The sequence below is a fragment of the Citrobacter sp. U14242 genome, assembly GCF_046555775.1.
GTDB lineage: Bacteria > Pseudomonadota > Gammaproteobacteria > Enterobacterales > Enterobacteriaceae > Citrobacter.
The window spans coordinates 18,957-37,247 of sequence record NZ_JBKGLW010000021.1 but is presented as its reverse complement, the minus strand read 5'-3'; the positions used below and the strand labels follow the sequence as shown (position 1 = coordinate 37,247).

Below are 18,291 nucleotides of genomic sequence, written 5' to 3'. Positions count from 1 at the left end.
CGATGGAGGCGCATTATAGGGAGTTTCCCTCAGCCCGCAACCCTTAAATGACAGAAAAATGACTGACTGCTGCATTCCACAGCAAAAGCCCACTTTATACCCATTTACACACAGAGTTATCCACAAACCGCATCCTCCTTTCTATGATCTTCTCTCTGTCAGAGCGGCGTCATATCGGAAGAAGCAGGGATCAGAATCGAAAATTAAAAATTCGCGAGCGTTGCGCAAACGTTTTCGTTACAATGCCACCGCACAACAAGGATGCCCCGTAAGGGGCGTTAGCTGAGTTTTTACGCAAAAATTCAGCTAACGCTCTCTGTAATAGTCAAATCCAGGGGATTTACCATGCAACAACGTCGTCCAGTCCGCCGCGCTCTGCTCAGTGTTTCTGACAAAGCAGGTATTATCGAATTCGCTCAGGCACTTTCCGCACGTGGTGTGGAGCTGCTTTCTACAGGTGGCACTGCGCGCCTGTTAGCAGAGAAAGGTCTGCCAGTGACCGAAGTTTCCGATTACACCGGTTTCCCGGAAATGATGGATGGACGCGTGAAGACCCTGCATCCAAAAGTCCACGGCGGCATTCTTGGCCGTCGCGGTCAGGATGATGGAATAATGGAACAACACGGTATCGAACCTATCGATATGGTGGTTGTTAACCTGTATCCGTTCGCCGAGACCGTTGCCCGTGAAGGTTGCTCGCTGGAAGATGCGGTAGAGAACATCGATATCGGCGGCCCAACCATGGTGCGCTCTGCCGCCAAGAACCATAAAGACGTGGCTATCGTTGTGAAGAGCAGCGACTACGATGCCATTGTTAAAGAGATGGATGCTAACGAAGGCTCTCTGACCCTCGACACCCGTTTCGACCTCGCCATCAAAGCCTTCGAACACACCGCCGCCTATGACAGCATGATCGCCAACTACTTTGGCAGCATGGTTCCGGCGTATCACGGCGACAGCAAAGAAGCCGCTGGCCGCTTCCCGCGCACGCTGAATCTGAACTTCATTAAGAAGCAGGATATGCGCTACGGTGAGAACAGCCACCAGCAGGCGGCCTTCTATATAGAAGAGAACGTCAAAGAAGCTTCCGTGGCAACTGCACAGCAGGTTCAGGGCAAAGCGCTCTCTTATAACAACATTGCCGATACCGACGCCGCACTGGAGTGCGTGAAAGAGTTCAACGAACCGGCCTGCGTTATCGTTAAGCACGCCAACCCGTGCGGCGTGGCGGTAAGTTCTTCTATTCTCGACGCCTACGACCGTGCGTATAAAACCGACCCAACTTCCGCGTTTGGCGGCATCATTGCGTTTAACCGCGAACTGGATGCAGAAACGGCACAAGCTATTATCTCCCGCCAGTTTGTTGAAGTGATCATCGCGCCATCAGCCACAGATGAAGCACTGAAGATTACTGCGGCTAAGCAGAACGTTCGTGTCCTGACCTGTGGTCAATGGGCCGATCGCGTTCCAGGCCTGGACTTCAAACGCGTTAACGGCGGTCTGCTGGTTCAGGACCGTGACCTGGGGATGGTGACTGAAGGTGACCTGCGCGTAGTGTCCAAACGTCAGCCAACCGGGCAGGAACTGCGTGATGCACTGTTCTGCTGGAAAGTCGCGAAGTTCGTGAAATCCAACGCCATTGTCTACGCCAAAGAGAACATGACCATCGGCATAGGAGCAGGCCAGATGAGCCGCGTTTACTCCGCCAAAATCGCAGGGATTAAAGCCGGTGATGAAGGTCTGGAAGTGAAAGGTTCCGCCATGGCGTCCGACGCCTTCTTCCCGTTCCGCGACGGTATTGATGCCGCAGCTGCCGTTGGCGTGAGCTGCGTTATCCAGCCAGGTGGTTCTATCCGCGATGACGAAGTGATTGCCGCCGCCGATGAACACGGCATTGCGATGATCTTCACTGACATGCGCCACTTCCGCCATTAATTCACGGAGCAGACGATGAAAGTATTAGTCATTGGTAACGGCGGGCGCGAGCACGCCCTGGCGTGGAAAGCGGCTCAGTCTCCGCAGGTTTCTACCGTCTTTGTCGCACCGGGCAACGCGGGCACCGCACTGGAACCCGCGCTGCAAAACGTGGCTATCAGTGTGACCGACATTCCGGCGCTGCTGAGCTTTGCCCAGAACGAAAAGATCGATCTGACTATTGTCGGCCCGGAAGCGCCGCTGGTGATTGGCGTAGTCGATGCCTTCCGCGCCGCCGGTCTGAAAATCTTTGGCCCAACCGAAGGCGCGGCACAACTGGAAGGTTCTAAAGCCTTCACCAAAGATTTTCTGGCCCGTCATAACATCCCGACGGCGGAGTATCAGAACTTCACCGAGATCGAACCCGCGCTGGCCTATCTGCGTGAGAAAGGCGCGCCGATTGTTATCAAAGCCGATGGTCTGGCTGCCGGTAAAGGTGTGATTGTGGCGATGACGCTTGAAGAAGCAGAAGCCGCTGTACACGACATGCTGGCAGGCAACGCTTTTGGCGACGCGGGCCACCGTATCGTGATTGAAGAGTTCCTTGACGGTGAAGAAGCGAGCTTTATCGTGATGGTCGACGGCGAACACGTGCTGCCGATGGCCACCAGTCAGGACCACAAACGCGTCGGCAATGGTGATACTGGGCCGAACACTGGCGGTATGGGTGCATACTCACCGGCACCGGTGGTGACTGATGACGTTCATCAGCGCACGATGGAACGTATCATCTGGCCAACCGTAAAAGGCATGGCGGCTGAAGGTAATACCTACACCGGTTTCCTGTACGCCGGTCTGATGATCGATAAACAGGGCAATCCGAAGGTTATCGAGTTCAACTGCCGCTTTGGCGATCCGGAAACCCAGCCAATCATGCTGCGCATGAAATCGGATCTGGTAGAGCTATGTCTGGCCGCCTGCGACGGTAAGCTGGACGAGAAAACTTCCGAGTGGGACGAGCGCGCCGCGCTGGGCGTGGTGATCGCCGCAGGTGGCTATCCAGGTGATTACCGTACCGGCGATGTGATTCACGGCCTGCCGCTGGAAGAGGTCGCTGACGGTAAAGTGTTCCACGCCGGGACTAAACTCGCCGATGACGACACAGTGCTGACCAACGGGGGCCGCGTTCTGTGCGCGACCGCGTTGGGTCATACCGTTGCCGAAGCGCAGAAGCGCGCTTACGCGTTAATGACCGATATCCACTGGGACGGCAGCTTTAGCCGTAACGACATTGGCTGGCGTGCCATCGAACGCGAGCAGCGCTAACGCGAGATTTTCGCCAGCAACGTTTTACGCGTGATGCCTAACTGACGGGCGGCTTCAGTTTTGTTGCCGCCCGTTTTTTCCAGCGCAGCCAGAATCACCTCTTTTTCAACATCCACCAGCGGTTGAATCTCCAGACTGTTTTCTGCTTTTACCGGCGTCGCAGCAATCGCCAGCGGTAGCTCGCGTTCGGAAATGTATTCCCCCGTCAGCAGGACCACCGCGCGCTCAATCGCATTTTCCAGCTCGCGAATGTTCCCCGGCCAGTCGTAGTGGATCAACTGGTCCATCGCCTGCGGCGTAAAACCTTTCACCACTTTACGGTTACGCTCAGCAAAACGCTGGAGAAAATGCCCGGCCAGCAGCGGGATATCTTCCCGACGCTGACGTAATGCAGGCATTTCAATAGTGACGACGTTCAGGCGATAGTAGAGATCCTGGCGAAAACGCCCGGCGCTGACCTCTTGTGCTAAATCACGATGCGTGGCAGCGATCAACCGGACATCAACCGCAATAGTCTGGTTGCTGCCCACACGCTGAACTTCCCGCTCCTGAATCGCCCGCAGCAGGCGAACTTGCATCAGCGGTGAGATATCGCCAATCTCATCGAGAAATAATGTGCCGCCATCGGCCTCCACAAAGCGCCCTTCCCGACGTTTATCCGCACCGGTAAAGGCACCTTTCTCATGACCAAACAGTTCGGACTCCAGTAAAGACTCATTAAGTGCCGCACAGTTGAGCGTCACCAGTGGTTTATCGCTGCGCGTACTGCTGGCATGCAGCGCACGAGCCACCAACTCTTTCCCCGTCCCGGAATCGCCATGAATAAGCACTGTGGCGTCAGACGGAGCCACCATCGCAATCTCATTAAGCAGTTGCTGCATCGCCGGGCTTCTGCCAATCATGCCAAACTGCGCAGCCGTTGCCGACGGCAGTTCCGCACCACTTTCCCGCGTATGTGCCAGTGCCTTTTCCAGCGTGTCCTGCAGACGGTCAAAATCCAGCGGTTTGATTAAGTAATCCAGCGCACCCGTTTTCAGTGCTTCTACAGCGGTCTCTACACTGGAGAAAGCCGTCATAATCAACACCGGAATCGCTGGATTCAGCGCTTTAATTTCTTTGAGCGTTGCGATGCCGTCCATCTCCGCCATGCGCACATCGCATAGCACCAGATCGAAAACATGTTCACGCACCTGCTCCAGCGCCGCCCGACCGCTATAGGCCAATGCAACGTCATAACCCCAGCCGCGTAGCAGCGCCTGTAAAATAGTGCAGTGGCTGATATCGTCATCCACCACCAGAATAGTGATTTTTCCGCGCGTCATCCTTGTAAATCCTGTTGTTTCGCTTTCGTCGGTAGCCAGAGAGTAAAGACCGCTCCCTTGCCCTCAACGCTTGCCACCTGAATAGTTCCACCATGCTGTTCTATAATGTTCTGCACAACCGCTAACCCCAGCCCTGTACCATCGGCTTTGGTCGTAAAGTAAGGTGTAAATATCGCCTCCAGCTGCTCAGGTGCAATCCCCTTTCCGCTATCGGTCACCACAATTTTAACGCGTTCGGCGCTGCATTCACTCGCTTCAACCGTAATCGTACCCTGGTGGCCAATCGCATGAATGGCGTTCAGATACAGATTCAACAGGACCTGCGTTAGCCGGTCAGGATCGGCCTGAATGGCGGGTAGTGCAGGATTTACCGTAAACCGTAACTGTATTTCCCGACTTTGAGCATCCTGACTTACCAGATGCAATGAGTGAGTGATGACCTCATTGAGATCCACTTTCTGTAGCGCGAGGTGCGCGGGTTTCACCAATTCAAGGAGTTCGCTCACCACCCGATTTAAGCGGTCTGCCTCTTTCGCCATTACCTGCGCCAGCTCGTGCGACTCACCTCCTGCCGGAGTACGTTCGGCAAAATACTTTGCCAGACCTTTGATGGAAGACAGTGGATTACGAATTTCATGTGCAACCCCTGCCGCCAGATGCCCAAGCGCCATCAGTTTTTCTTTCCGCTTCATCGCATCCTGCAATTCCTTGTACGAACGCTGATAGCGCTGGTACCAGAAGAACGTAAGCACCGTTGCCAGTAGCACAGCCGCCAGTGCAGAGAGGACAATCAGCGTATTACGCCACTCTCTGGCCTGGGTCGCCGCCAGATCACTGGCATCGAAAGCGATAAAAATGGTTTGTGAAGGCGTGGTCATCTGTCCGCCATTGCCGGCACAACGAGCCATGCCATGCCGCCCAGGACCATACATCGGCTGAAACTGGCGATAAATTTCCAGTGCCGGCGTTTTTTCACTGCCGCCCACGGGTACATCAATGCGCCGCCAGCGTTCTTGTTCCTCTGGATTTAACTGCCGCAGGAGATCCGGTGTATAAAGTGACTTTCCCACCATCGCAGAATTACTGTGAGTTATGATCACACCATGCTCATCCACAACAGCAAACCATAATACGCCCGGCTGCACGGCCATTTCCTCCAACAGCGTCTGCTGCTGAGCATGGTGCATGCGCATACCCATACCCACACGCGTACCGGACTCCAGGGCACGGATCAGCACACGCCCTTTTTCCAGCAGCGTTTGCCGGGCAGCGTCACTTTCACGGCCATAATCCCGAATGGTCATGATAGAAAACCAGCCAACTAAAATCAGGATTGCCGCCAGCAAGAATCTGCTCAGCCACTTTGCCGCCGTGTCTTTATACAGACGCATATGCACTTCCTTTCCCACCGTTTCCTTTCTTCATTTCAGGTATACAGCAGAAATCATGCCATCTTTTCGCCCTGAGAACCCTGTCTTCAGGCACAAACCGTGGCAACTGGCGGGTAAAAATAACCCGCTGGTTACGCTCGGGTGAGTCATTTTTACTCGCTTTGTGCCAGGCAAACCACGCGTGATGCCTGCAGAACGGGGAGCTCCGGTCTGGCATGGAAGATGCAATAAGAAATGTAAGATAACCAACAGGAGAACGGATGATGAAACGGAATAATAAACTGGCGCTGATTGCACTCTCGCTGATTGCTCTGGGTTCCACCCCGGCGTTGGCACAACATCACTGGGGGTATGGTGATGGTATGCAGCAACGTGGCGGTACACCTATGACCACCGAACAACAGGCGGCGGCTCAGAAAATCTATGATGATTACTACGCGCAGACCAGCGCCTTACGTCAACAACTGACATCCAAACGCTACGAATACAATGCGTTGCTAACCGCCAGCTCGCCGGACACTGCAAAAATTAATGCGGTGGCAAAAGAGATGGAGTCTCTGAATCAGTCACTCGACGAGCAGCGCGTTAAGCGCGATGTCGCGATGGCGCAGGCGGGCGTACCTCGCGGAGCCGGAATGGGCTACGGCGGATGCGGTGGCGGCGGTAACCATCGCGGCGGTGGTCATATGGGAATGGGGCACTGGTAAGCGTAGCCTGCCGAATGACGGCTTACGGTCCAGGTCTTCAGAAGGTCCTGGCTGTAGGCTGCCAGTGACAAAAATCCTCATTGGCGACCAGCAGTAGCTGAGATCCTTCGGGCGCTTCCAGCCACGCCACGCTCACGTCGACCGACGAGTGGCTCTGGCGGCGCTCAATATGGCTTATCGCCCACGAATCTAAATCAGGCTTAATTGTTTCGCCTTCACATGTAGTTACCGTGCGTTCAGCGCCATGCCAGCGCCCCTGACGTAATACTACACGCCCCTGACGCAACGCATCGCTGGTCTGACGAATTTGATCGGCACGATAGCGGTAGAGCGCAATTTGATCGCTGGAAAGCTGCTGCTTTTGCCCGGCGACTTCACGCTGCATAAAACTCAGTTCGCCGCGGTCATCGAAGCGGATGCGAATATGTTCCGGCGGTTTACTGTAAATATTGAGCTCTATCAGAGAGAGCGTATCTCCCTGCCAGCGGTATTCACTGGTGGTAGTATTGCCGTTACGCCACGGACTCAATACCGAGAGCAAGTGAACATCGTCACTGGAATCTTTACGCCAGACGCGTACCGCCCCCTGCTCGCCAACATAACCGCTGGCCGTGAACGGAGGAAGCTCGGAATGGCGACTACAGGCAGACAGCAACAGCACACCTGAAAGCCAGAGCGTATGACGCCAGATGGACAAAAGGGGCGAAACCGCCCCTTCGTTAAAACTGTTCACTGCCACGCGAATTACTTAACCGCGTCTTTCAGTGCTTTACCAGAAACAAATGCCGGTACGTTAGCTGCGGCGATTTTGATTTCTTTACCGGTCTGCGGGTTGCGGCCAGTGCGCTCAGCACGGTGGTTCACTTTGAAGGTACCGAAACCAACCAGTTGTACAGCATCGCCTTCTTTCAGAGACTCAGTAATAGCAGCCAGAGTGGATTCCAGAGCAGCTTTAGCCTGTGTTTTTGACAGTTCTGCTTTGTCTGCAATTACATCAATCAGTTGAGTCTTGTTCATAAGTTATCCTTACAATGTGTTTATCGCTTGCTAAGCATCGAGTGCGACGGAAATGCCAGAAAAGCACTCTCCTGCATACACGCACCGATAGCCACTTTTTTTCGCCCCCCAAATGTAGACCAGACGGGGGGCGGATGGGAAGCCTTCAGGCACGACAAATCAGGCGTTAAATCACGTTTTGTTGTGTCATTGCTGAAAATTTATACCAATATTGCTCTCACCAGCCTCGCGCAGGTCTGCTCGCAGCCCTTTTATCAGCTCAATATCGCGTTCTTCACAGTCAGCCAAAAGTCGGAATATTTCCCACTGAATATCCCATTCTTGCTCAACGGCAGGGTTTTCTTTTAGCTCTTCATCGGTCATTTCGCGACCAGCTTGTGTCATTTCCAGCATCGCTACTGTGGTAATTGAAGCCTTACTGACTTCAATGGCGTGTTCCAGCGTTTCACCACTCAGACGTGAATGCATCAGCTCGCTTAATGCCACACAGGCATCAATCGCAGGATAAACACCATACAGATCGTAATCATCTGCCGACGGGATAGCTTCTTCAAACTTTTCCAGTTGGCTGTCGAAATTGATTTTGGCATCTTTAACCGTCAGCGCTTCCCAAATCAAATCCAGGATTCGACGATAAATCTGGCCATCGCCAAATTCAGTTTGCTTACAGAACATCGCGTAGTTGGGATACATGCGCTCGCACAGGCAGGCCATAAACGTAACGTGCTGCCAGCTTTCCAGTTTCTCCAGACGCAAGTGAATCGGATTTTGTAACATGATGAGTTCTCAAATACGGAAATTAGCGGCAGTTTACCCGATATGGGCCGTTTTTGCTGCAAGCCGCGTAAAAGCCGGGCGTTCAGATGCCACCGCATCCGCCCAGCGTGTTGGTTCTGGCAGACGGTAGCCGTTCATACAGCGCTGCACCCATGCCAGGGCACTGTCCATGCTCACGCGATGACCGGTCGAGACAAACAGTGGATTACAGCGTGCTTTGCTGCGCCAGACCCAGGCCAGTTGCTCGCCTTTATCCAGCAGCGGCGCTAATGCACCGGGTTCGGCCGCAAGAGGTTCAAACTTGCCGCACAGCCGTTTTTTCGCCACACCAATCGTCGGAACATCCACCAGCAGACCAAAATGACTGGCGACGCCCAGACGGCGAGGATGGGAAATGCCGTGCCCATCGACAAACAGCAGGTCCGGCTTTTGTGACAGCTGTTGCCAGGCGGCCATCAGCGCGGGAGTTTCGCGAAAGGAGAGAAAGCCGGGAATATACGGCATGGTGGTAGCAATACGCGCCACTTTGTATTCAACCAGCTCAAGCGTGGGATATTTCAGCAAGACCATCGCAGCTCGCGTCACTTCGCCGCCCTGCTCAAACCCGACATCCGCCCCACCAATCAGGTTCGGCGGTTCGGTTTCAAGGCGATCCTCTCGGGAAACCGAAGAGGCCAGCTCAAGCTGCTGCGCACGAAGCGACGCGAGATCCATATCGGTTCCTTAGCGGTGATACGGCCCGGATAACCGATGTACCGCCTCCACGAAGACACCCGCATGTTCCGGCGGCACGTCCTGGTGAATACCGTGACCAAGGTTAAAGACATGACCTTCGCCCTGACCGAATCCAGCCAGAATCGTTGCCACTTCTTCTTCGATACGCGCCGGTGGCGCATACAACATCGACGGGTCCATATTGCCCTGCAGTGCCACCTTATGGCCTACGCGTCGACGCGCGTCAGCAATATCAGTTGTCCAGTCAAGACCCAGCGCATCGCAGCCGGTTTCCGCCATTGCTTCCAGCCACTGACCGCCACCTTTGGTAAACAACGTCACGGGGACACGGCGACCGTCGTTTTCACGTAGCAGACCGTCGACAATTTTATGCATGTAATACAAAGAGAACTGCTGATAGTCGCGACCGGTCAGCACACCGCCCCAGGTGTCGAATATCATCACCGACTGCGCACCTGCTTTGATCTGTGCGTTCAGGTATAGGGTGACGCTTTTCGCCAGCTTATCAAGCAACAGATGTAGCGCTTTTGGATCGGCATACATCATCTTTTTAATCACGGTGAAGGCTTTGCTACTGCCACCTTCAACCATATAGGTCGCCAGCGTCCACGGGCTGCCGGAGAAGCCGATCAGCGGCACTTCACCTTTCAGCTCACGCCGAATGGTGCGCACTGCGTTCATGACGTAGCCCAGTTCATCTTCCGGGTCTGGAACGGGCAGTTTTTCCACATCAGCCTTACTGGTGACAGGAGAGGTAAAGCGTGGGCCTTCCCCGGCTTCAAAATAGAGCCCAAGCCCCATCGCATCCGGGATAGTCAGAATGTCCGAAAAGAGGATCGCTGCATCGAGCGGATAGCGGCGCAGCGGCTGCAGCGTCACTTCACAGGCCAGCTCGGCATTTTTGCACAACGCCATGAAATCGCCCGCCTCGGCACGAGTGGCTTTGTACTCCGGCAAATAGCGGCCCGCCTGGCGCATCATCCATACCGGAGTCACATCAACGGGCTGGCGCAGCAGCGCACGCAGGTAACGATCGTTCTTCAGTTCGGTCATTTTTATCTTCCTTTTAGCGTCAGACCGCCAGTGTATCATTACTCGTTCTTCACTCGTACTCAGCCCGACACATCGCCACGGTATCTTCGATCAGTCGGCGCGCGACGGTACCCGGCGGCGGTAAGAGCGGTAAATCGTCGTAGCGATACCAGTTCGCTTCCAGCAGCTCTTTCGGATCGATAACAATCTCGCCACTATCATACTCAGCCATAAATGCGGTCATCAAAGATTGCGGGAACGGCCAGGGTTGGGAAGTGACATAGCGCAGGTTTTTCACCTTAATGCCACTCTCTTCCATCACTTCACGCGCCACCGCTTGTTCTAAGGTTTCCCCCACTTCAACAAAACCCGCCAGCACGGTATGCACGCCATTACGATGGCGAACATGCTGAGCAAGCAGGATGGTGTCATCACGGCGAATAGCAACAATAATGCAGGGGGCAATTTGCGGGTAATAACGTTCACGACAATGACCACACAACATCGCCCACTCAGTTTTACTCGGGTGCATAGGATGGCCACAGTAGCCGCAGAATTTATGCGAGCGGTAGAATTCAGCCAGTTGCACGCCACGTCCGGCCAGTTGAAACAGGCCCACATCCTGGTCGATAACCTGGCGCACTGAACCCATATCATGCCGGCGCGGCTGCTGCACCAACCAGACAGTATCCCCTTCCCATTCGCCTATTGGCAGGGCGCGCTGGCCTACTAAATCAAATCTTGCCGCTTCACCGTAGGGCAGTTCGCCACGAGGCAACCATAATTTTTGCTCATGACTGACAATCCACCAGCCGCTATCTAATTTTTCAATTATACGATCCATATCTCTTGCGCAACCTTTGCTTCACAGGCATGTTGTTTACATTATTTTTACATTTATCGGTGAGCAGTTTTTTAACACCATCTTGCGGAGTCAATCATGCTAAACCAGCTGGAAAGCCTGACGGAACACGTCAGAGGAAGTAATAAACTGGTTGATCGCTGGCTACATGTACGTAAGCACCTGCTCGTGGCTTACTACAATCTGGTTGGCATTAAGCCTGGCAAAGAATCGTACATGCGACTCAATGAAAAAGCGCTGGATGATTTTTGTCAGAGCCTGGTCGATTACCTCTCCACCGGACACTTCAGTATTTATGAACGTATTCTGCATAAATTGGAAGGGAACGGGCAGCTTTTAAAAGCCACAAAAATTTGGCCACTGCTGGAAGCCAATACACAGCAGATCATGGACTACTATGATTCCAGTCTGGAAACGGCTATCGATCATGATAACTTCCTTGAATTTCAAAAAGTTTTATCGGATCTCGGCGAAGCACTGGAAGCCCGATTCGTGCTGGAAGATAAGCTGATCATGCTGGTGTTTGATGCGATGCATGACAACGCAATGATCAAACGCCCTGCTTGAGATTTGTCGCATTAACGCGTAGTTTACATTCATTACCTCTTTTTGAGGTTACTTCTTGTCGGAGTGCTTATTTTCCACAAAAGCATTCGTGATGCGTCAAGGCGGCAAGTCAGTGAACCTCCAGGAGCTTACATAAGTAAGTGACTGGAGTGAGCAGACGAAGCCAACGAAGAGGCAGCGCGAAGGATGACGTGGAAAAGGCTGAGACCGTTAATTCGGGATCCGCGGAACCTGATCAGGCTAATACCTGCGAAGGGAACAAGAGTCAATCTGCAATAGCATCGCCTTCTGGCGATCTTCTCTCTTGCTTCATCCGTCGTCTGACAAGCCATATCCTTACTTTTATCTGGAATGAGCTATGTCTGCCACTACTAAACCATCACGCCGCGAACAGCGCGCTCAAGCCCAACACTTTATTGATACCCTGGAAGGGACCGCCTTTCCTGAGTCAAGACGCATCTATATCACCGGCTCGCAGCCGGATATCCGCATCCCGATGCGCGAAATTCAGCTTAGCCCAACGCTAACTGGCGGCACGAAAGATAATCCTCAATTTGAAGAGAATGAAGCCGTTCCGGTTTACGACACCTCCGGTCCGTACGGCGACCCTGACGTGGCAATTAACGTTCAACAGGGCCTGGCAAAACTACGCCAACCGTGGATTACGGCGCGCAATGATAGCGAAGAGTTAGACGATCGCAGCTCCGCTTACACCAAAGAGCGCCTGGCCGATGATGGCCTTGATGCGCTGCGCTTTAGCGGGTTACTGACACCAAAACGCGCTAAATCCGGTAAATGCGTGACCCAGTTGCACTACGCGCGTCAGGGAATTGTCACCCCGGAGATGGAGTTTATCGCCATCCGCGAAAACATGGGCCGTGAGCGTATTCGCAGTGAAGTATTGCGCCACCAGCATCCGGGGATGAACTTTGGTGCGCGTCTGCCGGAAAACATCACTCCGGAATTCGTGCGTGACGAGGTCGCTGCCGGACGCGCCATTATTCCAGCTAACATCAACCACCCGGAATCAGAACCGATGATTATCGGTCGTAATTTCCTGGTGAAGGTGAATGCCAACATCGGTAATTCGGCAGTCACCTCCTCCATCGAAGAAGAGGTAGAAAAACTGGTGTGGTCTACCCGTTGGGGTGCCGATACGGTAATGGACCTCTCCACCGGTCGTTATATTCATGAAACCCGCGAGTGGATCCTGCGTAACAGCCCGGTGCCAATTGGTACCGTACCGATCTACCAGGCGCTGGAAAAGGTCAACGGGATCGCTGAGGATCTCACCTGGGAAGCCTTCCGCGATACGCTGCTGGAGCAGGCCGAACAAGGGGTGGACTACTTCACCATTCATGCGGGCGTACTGCTGCGCTATGTACCGATGACCGCCAGGCGTTTGACCGGTATTGTCTCGCGCGGTGGCTCTATTATGGCGAAGTGGTGCCTCTCCCATCACAAAGAGAACTTTCTGTTTGAGCACTTCCGCGAGATCTGTGAAATCTGCGCCGCCTACGATGTTTCGCTCTCATTGGGCGACGGCCTGCGTCCAGGCTCGATTCAGGATGCCAACGACGAAGCACAGTTCTCTGAGCTGCATACGCTGGGTGAACTGACCAAAATTGCCTGGGAATATGATGTGCAGGTGATGATTGAAGGCCCAGGTCATGTGCCAATGCATATGATCCAGCGCAACATGACAGAAGAACTGGAACACTGCCACGAAGCACCGTTTTATACCTTAGGGCCGCTAACCACCGATATTGCGCCAGGTTATGACCACTTCACTTCAGGCATTGGTGCGGCGATGATTGGCTGGTTTGGCTGTGCCATGCTCTGCTACGTAACACCAAAAGAACACCTTGGCCTGCCGAACAAAGAAGATGTGAAACAGGGGCTGATTACTTACAAAATCGCCGCGCATGCTGCCGACCTGGCGAAAGGCCATCCGGGCGCGCAGATCCGCGATAACGCCATGTCGAAAGCGCGCTTCGAATTCCGTTGGGAAGATCAGTTTAACCTCGCGCTCGATCCGTTCACCGCTCGCGCTTATCACGATGAAACCCTGCCGCAGGAATCCGGCAAGGTCGCCCACTTCTGCTCCATGTGCGGGCCGAAGTTCTGCTCGATGAAAATCAGCCAGGAAGTGCGGGACTACGCCGCTGCACAGACGATTGAAGTGGGGATGGCGGACATGTCCGAAAACTTCCGCGCCAAAGGTGGTGAAATCTATCTGAAACGGGAGGAAGCCTGATGTATCAACCTGATTTTCCCTCCGTGCCATTCCGCCTCGGACTTTACCCGGTCGTAGATAGCGTCGAGTGGATTGAACGTCTGCTGGGGGCTGGCGTGCGTACTATCCAGTTGCGTATCAAAGACAAGCATGATGAAGAGGTCGAAGCAGACGTTGTTGCCACTATCGCGCTGGCGCGTCGTTATGATGCTCGCCTGTTTATCAACGATTACTGGCGACTGGCTGTTAAACACAACGCATATGGCGTACATCTGGGGCAGGAAGACCTCGAAACCACCGACCTGAAAGCGATTCAGGCGGCGGGGTTGCGCCTTGGTGTTTCCACTCACGATGATATGGAAATTGATGTGGCGCTGGCGGCTCGCCCTTCTTATATCGCACTCGGTCACGTCTTCCCGACGCAAACCAAACAGATGCCGTCCGCCCCGCAAGGGTTGGTACAACTCGCCAGCCACATTGAACGGCTGGCCGACTACCCTACCGTCGCGATTGGTGGCATCAGCCTTGAGCGCGCGCCTGCGGTACTGAATACCGGCGTCGGCAGCATTGCTGTCGTCAGCGCCATCACCCAGGCAGCCGACTGGCAGACCGCCACGGCGCAGCTACTGGATATTGCGGGAGTCGGCGATGAATGACCGCGATTTTATGCGCTATAGCCGGCAGATCCTGCTTGGCGATATCGCGATTGAAGGCCAGCAAAAGCTGAACGAAAGCCATGTGCTGATAGTCGGATTAGGTGGGCTAGGTTCGCCTGCCGCACTGTATCTGGCAGGTGCGGGCGTCGGCAAGCTGACGCTGGTCGACGATGACGATATTCATCTGAGTAATCTGCAGCGCCAGATCCTGTTTACCACGGATGATATCGCCCGCGCCAAATCACAAGTCGCACAGCAGCGCCTTACCCGCCTCAACCCGGATATTGACGTGGTAGCGATCCAGCAACGCCTGCAAGGTGATGCGCTCAGACATGCTGTAGCACGTGCCGACGTAGTGCTCGACTGTACTGACAACATGGCAACCCGCCAGCAGATTAACGCCGCCTGCGTGGCGCTAAATACGCCACTCATTACCGCCAGTGCCGTCGGTTTTGGCGGTCAGTTAATGGTACTTACGCCCCCCTGGGAACAGGGCTGTTACCGCTGCCTGTGGCCAGATGATGTGGAGCCGGAGCGCAACTGCCGCACTGCTGGCATTGTGGGCCCGGTCGTCGGGGTGATGGGAACCTTGCAGGCTCTGGAAGCCATCAAATTAGTCAGCGGGATTGAAACCCCAGCCGGAGAGTTGCGTCTGTTTGATGGTAAAACCAGCCAGTGGCGCAGCCTGGCGCTGCGCCGTGCCAGCGGTTGCCCGGTCTGTGGAGGGCTACATGCAGATTCAGTTCAATGATGAGCCAATGCAGTGCGCCGAGGGGCAAACCATCAGCGAACTGCTGACACAGCTTAATCAGCATAAACCGGGAATGGCGCTGGCGCTAAACCAGCAGATCCTGCCACGTGAGCAGTGGCAACAACAAATCGTGCAGGAAGGCGACCAGATCCTGCTTTTTCAGGTCATTGCAGGGGGTTGATATGTTACGTATTGCCGACAAAACGTTTGATTCACATCTGTTTACTGGCACCGGGAAATTCGCCTCATCACAGCTGATGGTCGATGCCATTCGCGCCTCTGGTAGCCAGCTGGTGACGCTGGCAATGAAGCGCGTGGATCTACGACAGCACAACGACGCGATTCTGACACCGCTTATCGAAGCCGGCGTCACTCTTCTGCCTAACACTTCAGGGGCCAAAACGGCAGAGGAAGCTATCTTTGCCGCCCAACTGGCACGTGAAGCGCTAGGGACACGCTGGCTGAAACTGGAAATCCACCCTGACGCTCGCTGGCTACTGCCAGATCCTATCGAAACCCTGAAAGCCGCCGAAGCACTGGTAAAGCAGGGCTTTGTGGTTCTGCCCTACTGCAGCGCAGATCCGGTGCTGTGCAAACGGTTAGAAGAAGTGGGTTGTGCTGCGGTCATGCCGCTTGGCGCACCCATCGGTTCTAACCAGGGGCTGGAAACCCGCGCGATGCTGGAGATTATTATCCAGCAGGCAACCGTTCCGGTGGTGATCGATGCAGGCATCGGTGTTCCCAGCCACGCTACGCAGGCGCTGGAGATGGGGGCCGATGCGGTGCTGGTCAACACAGCCATTGCCGTGGCTGACGATCCGGTGATGATGGCAACCGCTTTCCGTCTGGCGGTTGAAGCAGGTCTGCTGGCGCGCCAGGCCGTGCCCGGTGTACGCAGCACCAACGCCTGTGCCACCAGCCCACTCACTGGGTTTCTGGAGGCCTTCTCATGAAAACTTTCGCCGATCGCTGGCGACAACTGGACTGGGACGACATCCGCCTGCGCATCCACAGTAAAACCGCTGCGGATGTGGAACGGGCGATCAATGTCTCGCAACCCACGCGTGATGATTTGATGGCCTTGCTCTCCCCTGCCGCCGCCGCCTATCTGGAGCCGCTGGCGCAGCGAGCGCAGAAACTTACTCGCCAGCGCTTTGGCAACACCGTCAGTTTTTACGTCCCGCTGTATCTCTCTAATCTGTGTGCCAATGACTGTACCTACTGCGGCTTCTCTATGAGCAACCGTATTAAGCGCAAAACACTGGACAAAGATGAGATTAGCCGGGAGTGCGCGGCCATTCGCGAGCTGGGTTTCGAACACCTGCTGTTAGTCACTGGCGAACATCAGGCCAAAGTCGGTATGGATTACTTTCGTCGCCATTTACCCGCCATTCGCCGCCAGTTCGCCTCTTTACAGATGGAGGTGCAACCGCTGTCAGAAGCAGAGTATGCAGAGCTGAAGACGCTGGGACTGGATGGAGTAATGGTGTATCAGGAGAGCTACCATGAAGCGGTTTATGCCCGGCACCATCTGAAAGGGAAAAAACAGGATTTCTTCTGGAGGCTGGACACGCCAGACAGACTGGGGCGCGCAGGTATCGATAAAATCGGCCTGGGAGCGTTGATTGGTTTGTCCGATAGCTGGCGGGTGGATTGTTATATGGTCGCCGAACATTTGCTGTGGATGCAGCAACATTACTGGCAGAGCCGTTACTCCATCTCCTTCCCGAGGCTACGTCCGTGTACCGGAGGTATTGAGCCGGCATCAATTATGGATGAACGCCAGTTGGTGCAAACCATTTGTGCATTTCGCTTGCTGTCGCCGGAAATTGAACTGTCGCTTTCCACCCGTGAGTCTCCGTGGTTCCGCGACCATGTGATCCCACTGGCGATCAACAACGTCAGTGCTTTCTCGAAAACGCAACCCGGTGGTTATGCTGATAATCATCCTGAACTGGAACAGTTTTCTCCGCACGACGATCGTCGCCCGGAAACCGTTGCCGACGCATTGATTGCACAGGGATTACAACCCGTGTGGAAAGACTGGGACAGCTATCTGGGAAGGAGGCCTCAGGTGTCATAAATCTGAGGAGATCGCATAAACGAAAAAACCCGCTGTCGCGGGTTTTTTATTCACTGACACTTATCTGCTCAGGCTCTGGCCTTCATCGCTATCGCAAGTGCTCGTGGGATTATCGGCACTTACAGCGCGATAACGTTAACAGCAGACGGACCTTTAGCGCCGTTCTCAACAGAGAACTCCACTTTTTGACCTTCGTCTAAGGTTTTAAAATCGTTGCTCTGGATGGCTGAAAAATGCACAAATACATCTTTGCCACCGTCCTGAGGAGTGATAAAGCCAAAGCCTTTTTCAGGGTTAAACCATTTTACTAAACCAGTCATTTTGTTAGACATAGATACTTCCTTTCATGTTTTGAGCCGCTTATGCAGCGAAGATGGCCTGTTTTGCAGAAATTAACTTATGGGGCACTTAGGAGGAGGCTCACGATGAAGAGTATCTGAGGATAACGCTTGAACTGAGAACTGCTTTACTAAAACTGCTTACATAAGGTCTGTGTTCCAAACCGATGCCATTATAGTAGACTTGCTTCTAATCATTATGCAAGCATTAATTTATTTAATATCCATCAACAGGCGCAATGTTGAACCAGTGCGTCTGCGCGGAAAGGTAACGTATTGATGTATAAATAATAAAAGCCCTGACCGTTGCAGTCAGGGCTTTAAGTTACTACAAACTTCAGATTTAACATTAATAGACTTAACAAGTGTTTACTGCTGTTGATACTACATTTTAAATGTACACGTTTATCACAGATAATATTGGATGCTGATACTGACTAACACTTTCCTCTATTTATCGTTAAATAAACCCAGCCAACTTGATAATAAAACTCAAGAATGGCGACCTAAACAAGTACACTTCCCCTTGCGACATATACTCTTTGATGCGTGGCCTTACTTCCCTTGCAAGCTCTTA

Annotated in this window: 19 protein-coding genes and 1 riboswitch; of the genes, 10 read left to right on the top strand and 9 right to left on the bottom strand. The window is 53.7% G+C overall.

Annotated elements, in window-relative coordinates:
- Positions 1 to 345 precede the first annotated feature (345 nt).
- Both purH and purD read left to right on the top strand, forming a co-directional pair.
- Entirely contained in the window at positions 346 to 1,935 is a 1,590-nt protein-coding gene (gene purH / locus ACLJXE_RS23690) for a bifunctional phosphoribosylaminoimidazolecarboxamide formyltransferase/IMP cyclohydrolase (protein WP_410752203.1), read from the top strand.
- Between the two features lie 15 nt (positions 1,936 to 1,950).
- Complete coding sequence (gene purD, locus ACLJXE_RS23685; RefSeq protein WP_410752202.1) at positions 1,951 to 3,240, top strand: phosphoribosylamine--glycine ligase; 1,290 nt, start codon at positions 1,951 to 1,953, stop codon at positions 3,238 to 3,240.
- On the opposite strand, the gene zraR is transcribed toward purD, so the two are convergent.
- A complete protein-coding gene (zraR, locus tag ACLJXE_RS23680; RefSeq protein ID WP_410752201.1) occupies positions 3,237 to 4,562 on the bottom strand; it encodes a sigma-54-dependent response regulator transcription factor ZraR in 1,326 nt (441 codons plus the stop codon). The two genes, purD and zraR, sit on opposite strands and share 4 nt — an antisense overlap.
- The gene (zraS, locus tag ACLJXE_RS23675; protein WP_410752200.1) at positions 4,559 to 5,953 is read right to left on the bottom strand and encodes a two-component system sensor histidine kinase ZraS; all 1,395 of its coding nucleotides are present in this window, start codon (positions 5,951 to 5,953) and stop codon (positions 4,559 to 4,561) included. Before zraS ends, zraR begins: the two co-directional genes overlap by 4 nt.
- Before the next feature lie 263 nt (positions 5,954 to 6,216).
- On the opposite strand from zraS, the gene zraP reads away from it, so the two are divergent.
- The gene (gene zraP, locus ACLJXE_RS23670; RefSeq protein ID WP_410752205.1) at positions 6,217 to 6,660 is read left to right on the top strand and encodes a zinc resistance sensor/chaperone ZraP; all 444 of its coding nucleotides are present in this window, start codon (positions 6,217 to 6,219) and stop codon (positions 6,658 to 6,660) included.
- A gap of 37 nt (positions 6,661 to 6,697) precedes the next feature.
- Here the strand turns inward: zraP and ACLJXE_RS23665 are convergent, their stop codons facing one another.
- The 6 genes from ACLJXE_RS23665 to nudC form a co-directional block, all read right to left on the bottom strand.
- Positions 6,698 to 7,393 carry a DUF1481 domain-containing protein gene (locus ACLJXE_RS23665; RefSeq protein ID WP_410752204.1) on the bottom strand — a complete coding sequence of 232 codons (696 nt, stop codon included), beginning with the start codon at positions 7,391 to 7,393 and terminating at the stop codon, positions 6,698 to 6,700.
- Between the two features lie 11 nt (positions 7,394 to 7,404).
- A complete protein-coding gene (hupA, locus tag ACLJXE_RS23660; protein WP_001044509.1) occupies positions 7,405 to 7,677 on the bottom strand; it encodes a nucleoid-associated protein HU-alpha in 273 nt (90 codons plus the stop codon).
- Positions 7,678 to 7,863: 186 nt separating this feature from the next.
- Positions 7,864 to 8,454 carry a YjaG family protein gene (locus tag ACLJXE_RS23655; RefSeq protein WP_003842015.1) on the bottom strand — a complete coding sequence of 197 codons (591 nt, stop codon included), beginning with the start codon at positions 8,452 to 8,454 and terminating at the stop codon, positions 7,864 to 7,866.
- Between the two features lie 33 nt (positions 8,455 to 8,487).
- Complete coding sequence (gene nfi / locus ACLJXE_RS23650) at positions 8,488 to 9,168, bottom strand: deoxyribonuclease V (RefSeq protein ID WP_286629334.1); 681 nt, start codon at positions 9,166 to 9,168, stop codon at positions 8,488 to 8,490.
- 9 nt (positions 9,169 to 9,177) lie between these two features.
- Positions 9,178 to 10,242, bottom strand: a complete 1,065-nt coding sequence (hemE, locus tag ACLJXE_RS23645; protein WP_410752199.1) for a uroporphyrinogen decarboxylase — start codon at positions 10,240 to 10,242, stop codon at positions 9,178 to 9,180.
- Between the two features lie 49 nt (positions 10,243 to 10,291).
- On the bottom strand, positions 10,292 to 11,065 hold the full coding sequence (nudC, locus tag ACLJXE_RS23640) for an NAD(+) diphosphatase (protein ID WP_410752198.1): 774 nt from the start codon (positions 11,063 to 11,065) through the stop codon (positions 10,292 to 10,294).
- Positions 11,066 to 11,161: 96 nt separating this feature from the next.
- Between nudC and rsd the strand changes: the two genes are divergently transcribed.
- From rsd to thiH, 7 genes are all read left to right on the top strand, one after another.
- On the top strand, positions 11,162 to 11,650 hold the full coding sequence (rsd, locus tag ACLJXE_RS23635; RefSeq protein WP_410752197.1) for a sigma D regulator: 489 nt from the start codon (positions 11,162 to 11,164) through the stop codon (positions 11,648 to 11,650).
- A 49-nt stretch (positions 11,651 to 11,699) separates the two neighbouring features.
- Positions 11,700 to 11,925: riboswitch (TPP riboswitch) on the top strand.
- A gap of 83 nt (positions 11,926 to 12,008) precedes the next feature.
- Entirely contained in the window at positions 12,009 to 13,907 is a 1,899-nt protein-coding gene (gene thiC / locus ACLJXE_RS23630; RefSeq protein WP_410752196.1) for a phosphomethylpyrimidine synthase ThiC, read from the top strand.
- Entirely contained in the window at positions 13,907 to 14,542 is a 636-nt protein-coding gene (gene thiE / locus ACLJXE_RS23625; RefSeq protein ID WP_410752195.1) for a thiamine phosphate synthase, read from the top strand. The genes thiC and thiE overlap by 1 nt, the downstream gene beginning before the upstream one ends.
- Entirely contained in the window at positions 14,535 to 15,293 is a 759-nt protein-coding gene (gene thiF / locus ACLJXE_RS23620) for a thiazole biosynthesis adenylyltransferase ThiF (protein WP_410752194.1), read from the top strand. The genes thiE and thiF overlap by 8 nt, the downstream gene beginning before the upstream one ends.
- Positions 15,274 to 15,474 (top strand): sulfur carrier protein ThiS, encoded by a 201-nt coding sequence (thiS, locus tag ACLJXE_RS23615; RefSeq protein WP_202037215.1) that lies wholly within the window; start codon positions 15,274 to 15,276, stop codon positions 15,472 to 15,474. Before thiF ends, thiS begins: the two co-directional genes overlap by 20 nt.
- 1 nt (position 15,475) lies before the next feature.
- Entirely contained in the window at positions 15,476 to 16,246 is a 771-nt protein-coding gene (gene thiG / locus ACLJXE_RS23610) for a thiazole synthase (RefSeq protein WP_286629340.1), read from the top strand.
- Positions 16,243 to 17,376 carry a 2-iminoacetate synthase ThiH gene (gene thiH, locus ACLJXE_RS23605; protein ID WP_410752193.1) on the top strand — a complete coding sequence of 378 codons (1,134 nt, stop codon included), beginning with the start codon at positions 16,243 to 16,245 and terminating at the stop codon, positions 17,374 to 17,376. Before thiG ends, thiH begins: the two co-directional genes overlap by 4 nt.
- A 119-nt stretch (positions 17,377 to 17,495) precedes the next feature.
- Here thiH and cspA read toward each other — a convergent pair whose 3' ends face one another.
- The gene (cspA, locus tag ACLJXE_RS23600) at positions 17,496 to 17,708 is read right to left on the bottom strand and encodes an RNA chaperone/antiterminator CspA (RefSeq protein WP_271442056.1); all 213 of its coding nucleotides are present in this window, start codon (positions 17,706 to 17,708) and stop codon (positions 17,496 to 17,498) included.
- Positions 17,709 to 18,291 lie beyond the last annotated feature (583 nt).

Coding starts and splice junctions, on each gene's coding strand:
- hupA (WP_001044509.1), bottom strand. CDS start 7,677: ATGAACAAGACTCAACTGATTGATGTAATTGCAGACAAAGCAGAACTG.
- zraP (WP_410752205.1), top strand. CDS start 6,217: ATGAAACGGAATAATAAACTGGCGCTGATTGCACTCTCGCTGATTGCT.
- zraS (WP_410752200.1), bottom strand. CDS start 5,953: ATGCGTCTGTATAAAGACACGGCGGCAAAGTGGCTGAGCAGATTCTTG.
- purH (WP_410752203.1), top strand. CDS start 346: ATGCAACAACGTCGTCCAGTCCGCCGCGCTCTGCTCAGTGTTTCTGAC.
- zraR (WP_410752201.1), bottom strand. CDS start 4,562: ATGACGCGCGGAAAAATCACTATTCTGGTGGTGGATGACGATATCAGC.
- thiH (WP_410752193.1), top strand. CDS start 16,243: ATGAAAACTTTCGCCGATCGCTGGCGACAACTGGACTGGGACGACATC.
- thiF (WP_410752194.1), top strand. CDS start 14,535: ATGAATGACCGCGATTTTATGCGCTATAGCCGGCAGATCCTGCTTGGC.
- cspA (WP_271442056.1), bottom strand. CDS start 17,708: ATGTCTAACAAAATGACTGGTTTAGTAAAATGGTTTAACCCTGAAAAA.
- thiE (WP_410752195.1), top strand. CDS start 13,907: ATGTATCAACCTGATTTTCCCTCCGTGCCATTCCGCCTCGGACTTTAC.
- hemE (WP_410752199.1), bottom strand. CDS start 10,242: ATGACCGAACTGAAGAACGATCGTTACCTGCGTGCGCTGCTGCGCCAG.
- thiG (WP_286629340.1), top strand. CDS start 15,476: ATGTTACGTATTGCCGACAAAACGTTTGATTCACATCTGTTTACTGGC.
- rsd (WP_410752197.1), top strand. CDS start 11,162: ATGCTAAACCAGCTGGAAAGCCTGACGGAACACGTCAGAGGAAGTAAT.
- thiC (WP_410752196.1), top strand. CDS start 12,009: ATGTCTGCCACTACTAAACCATCACGCCGCGAACAGCGCGCTCAAGCC.
- nfi (WP_286629334.1), bottom strand. CDS start 9,168: ATGGATCTCGCGTCGCTTCGTGCGCAGCAGCTTGAGCTGGCCTCTTCG.
- ACLJXE_RS23655 (WP_003842015.1), bottom strand. CDS start 8,454: ATGTTACAAAATCCGATTCACTTGCGTCTGGAGAAACTGGAAAGCTGG.
- thiS (WP_202037215.1), top strand. CDS start 15,274: ATGCAGATTCAGTTCAATGATGAGCCAATGCAGTGCGCCGAGGGGCAA.
- purD (WP_410752202.1), top strand. CDS start 1,951: ATGAAAGTATTAGTCATTGGTAACGGCGGGCGCGAGCACGCCCTGGCG.
- nudC (WP_410752198.1), bottom strand. CDS start 11,065: ATGGATCGTATAATTGAAAAATTAGATAGCGGCTGGTGGATTGTCAGT.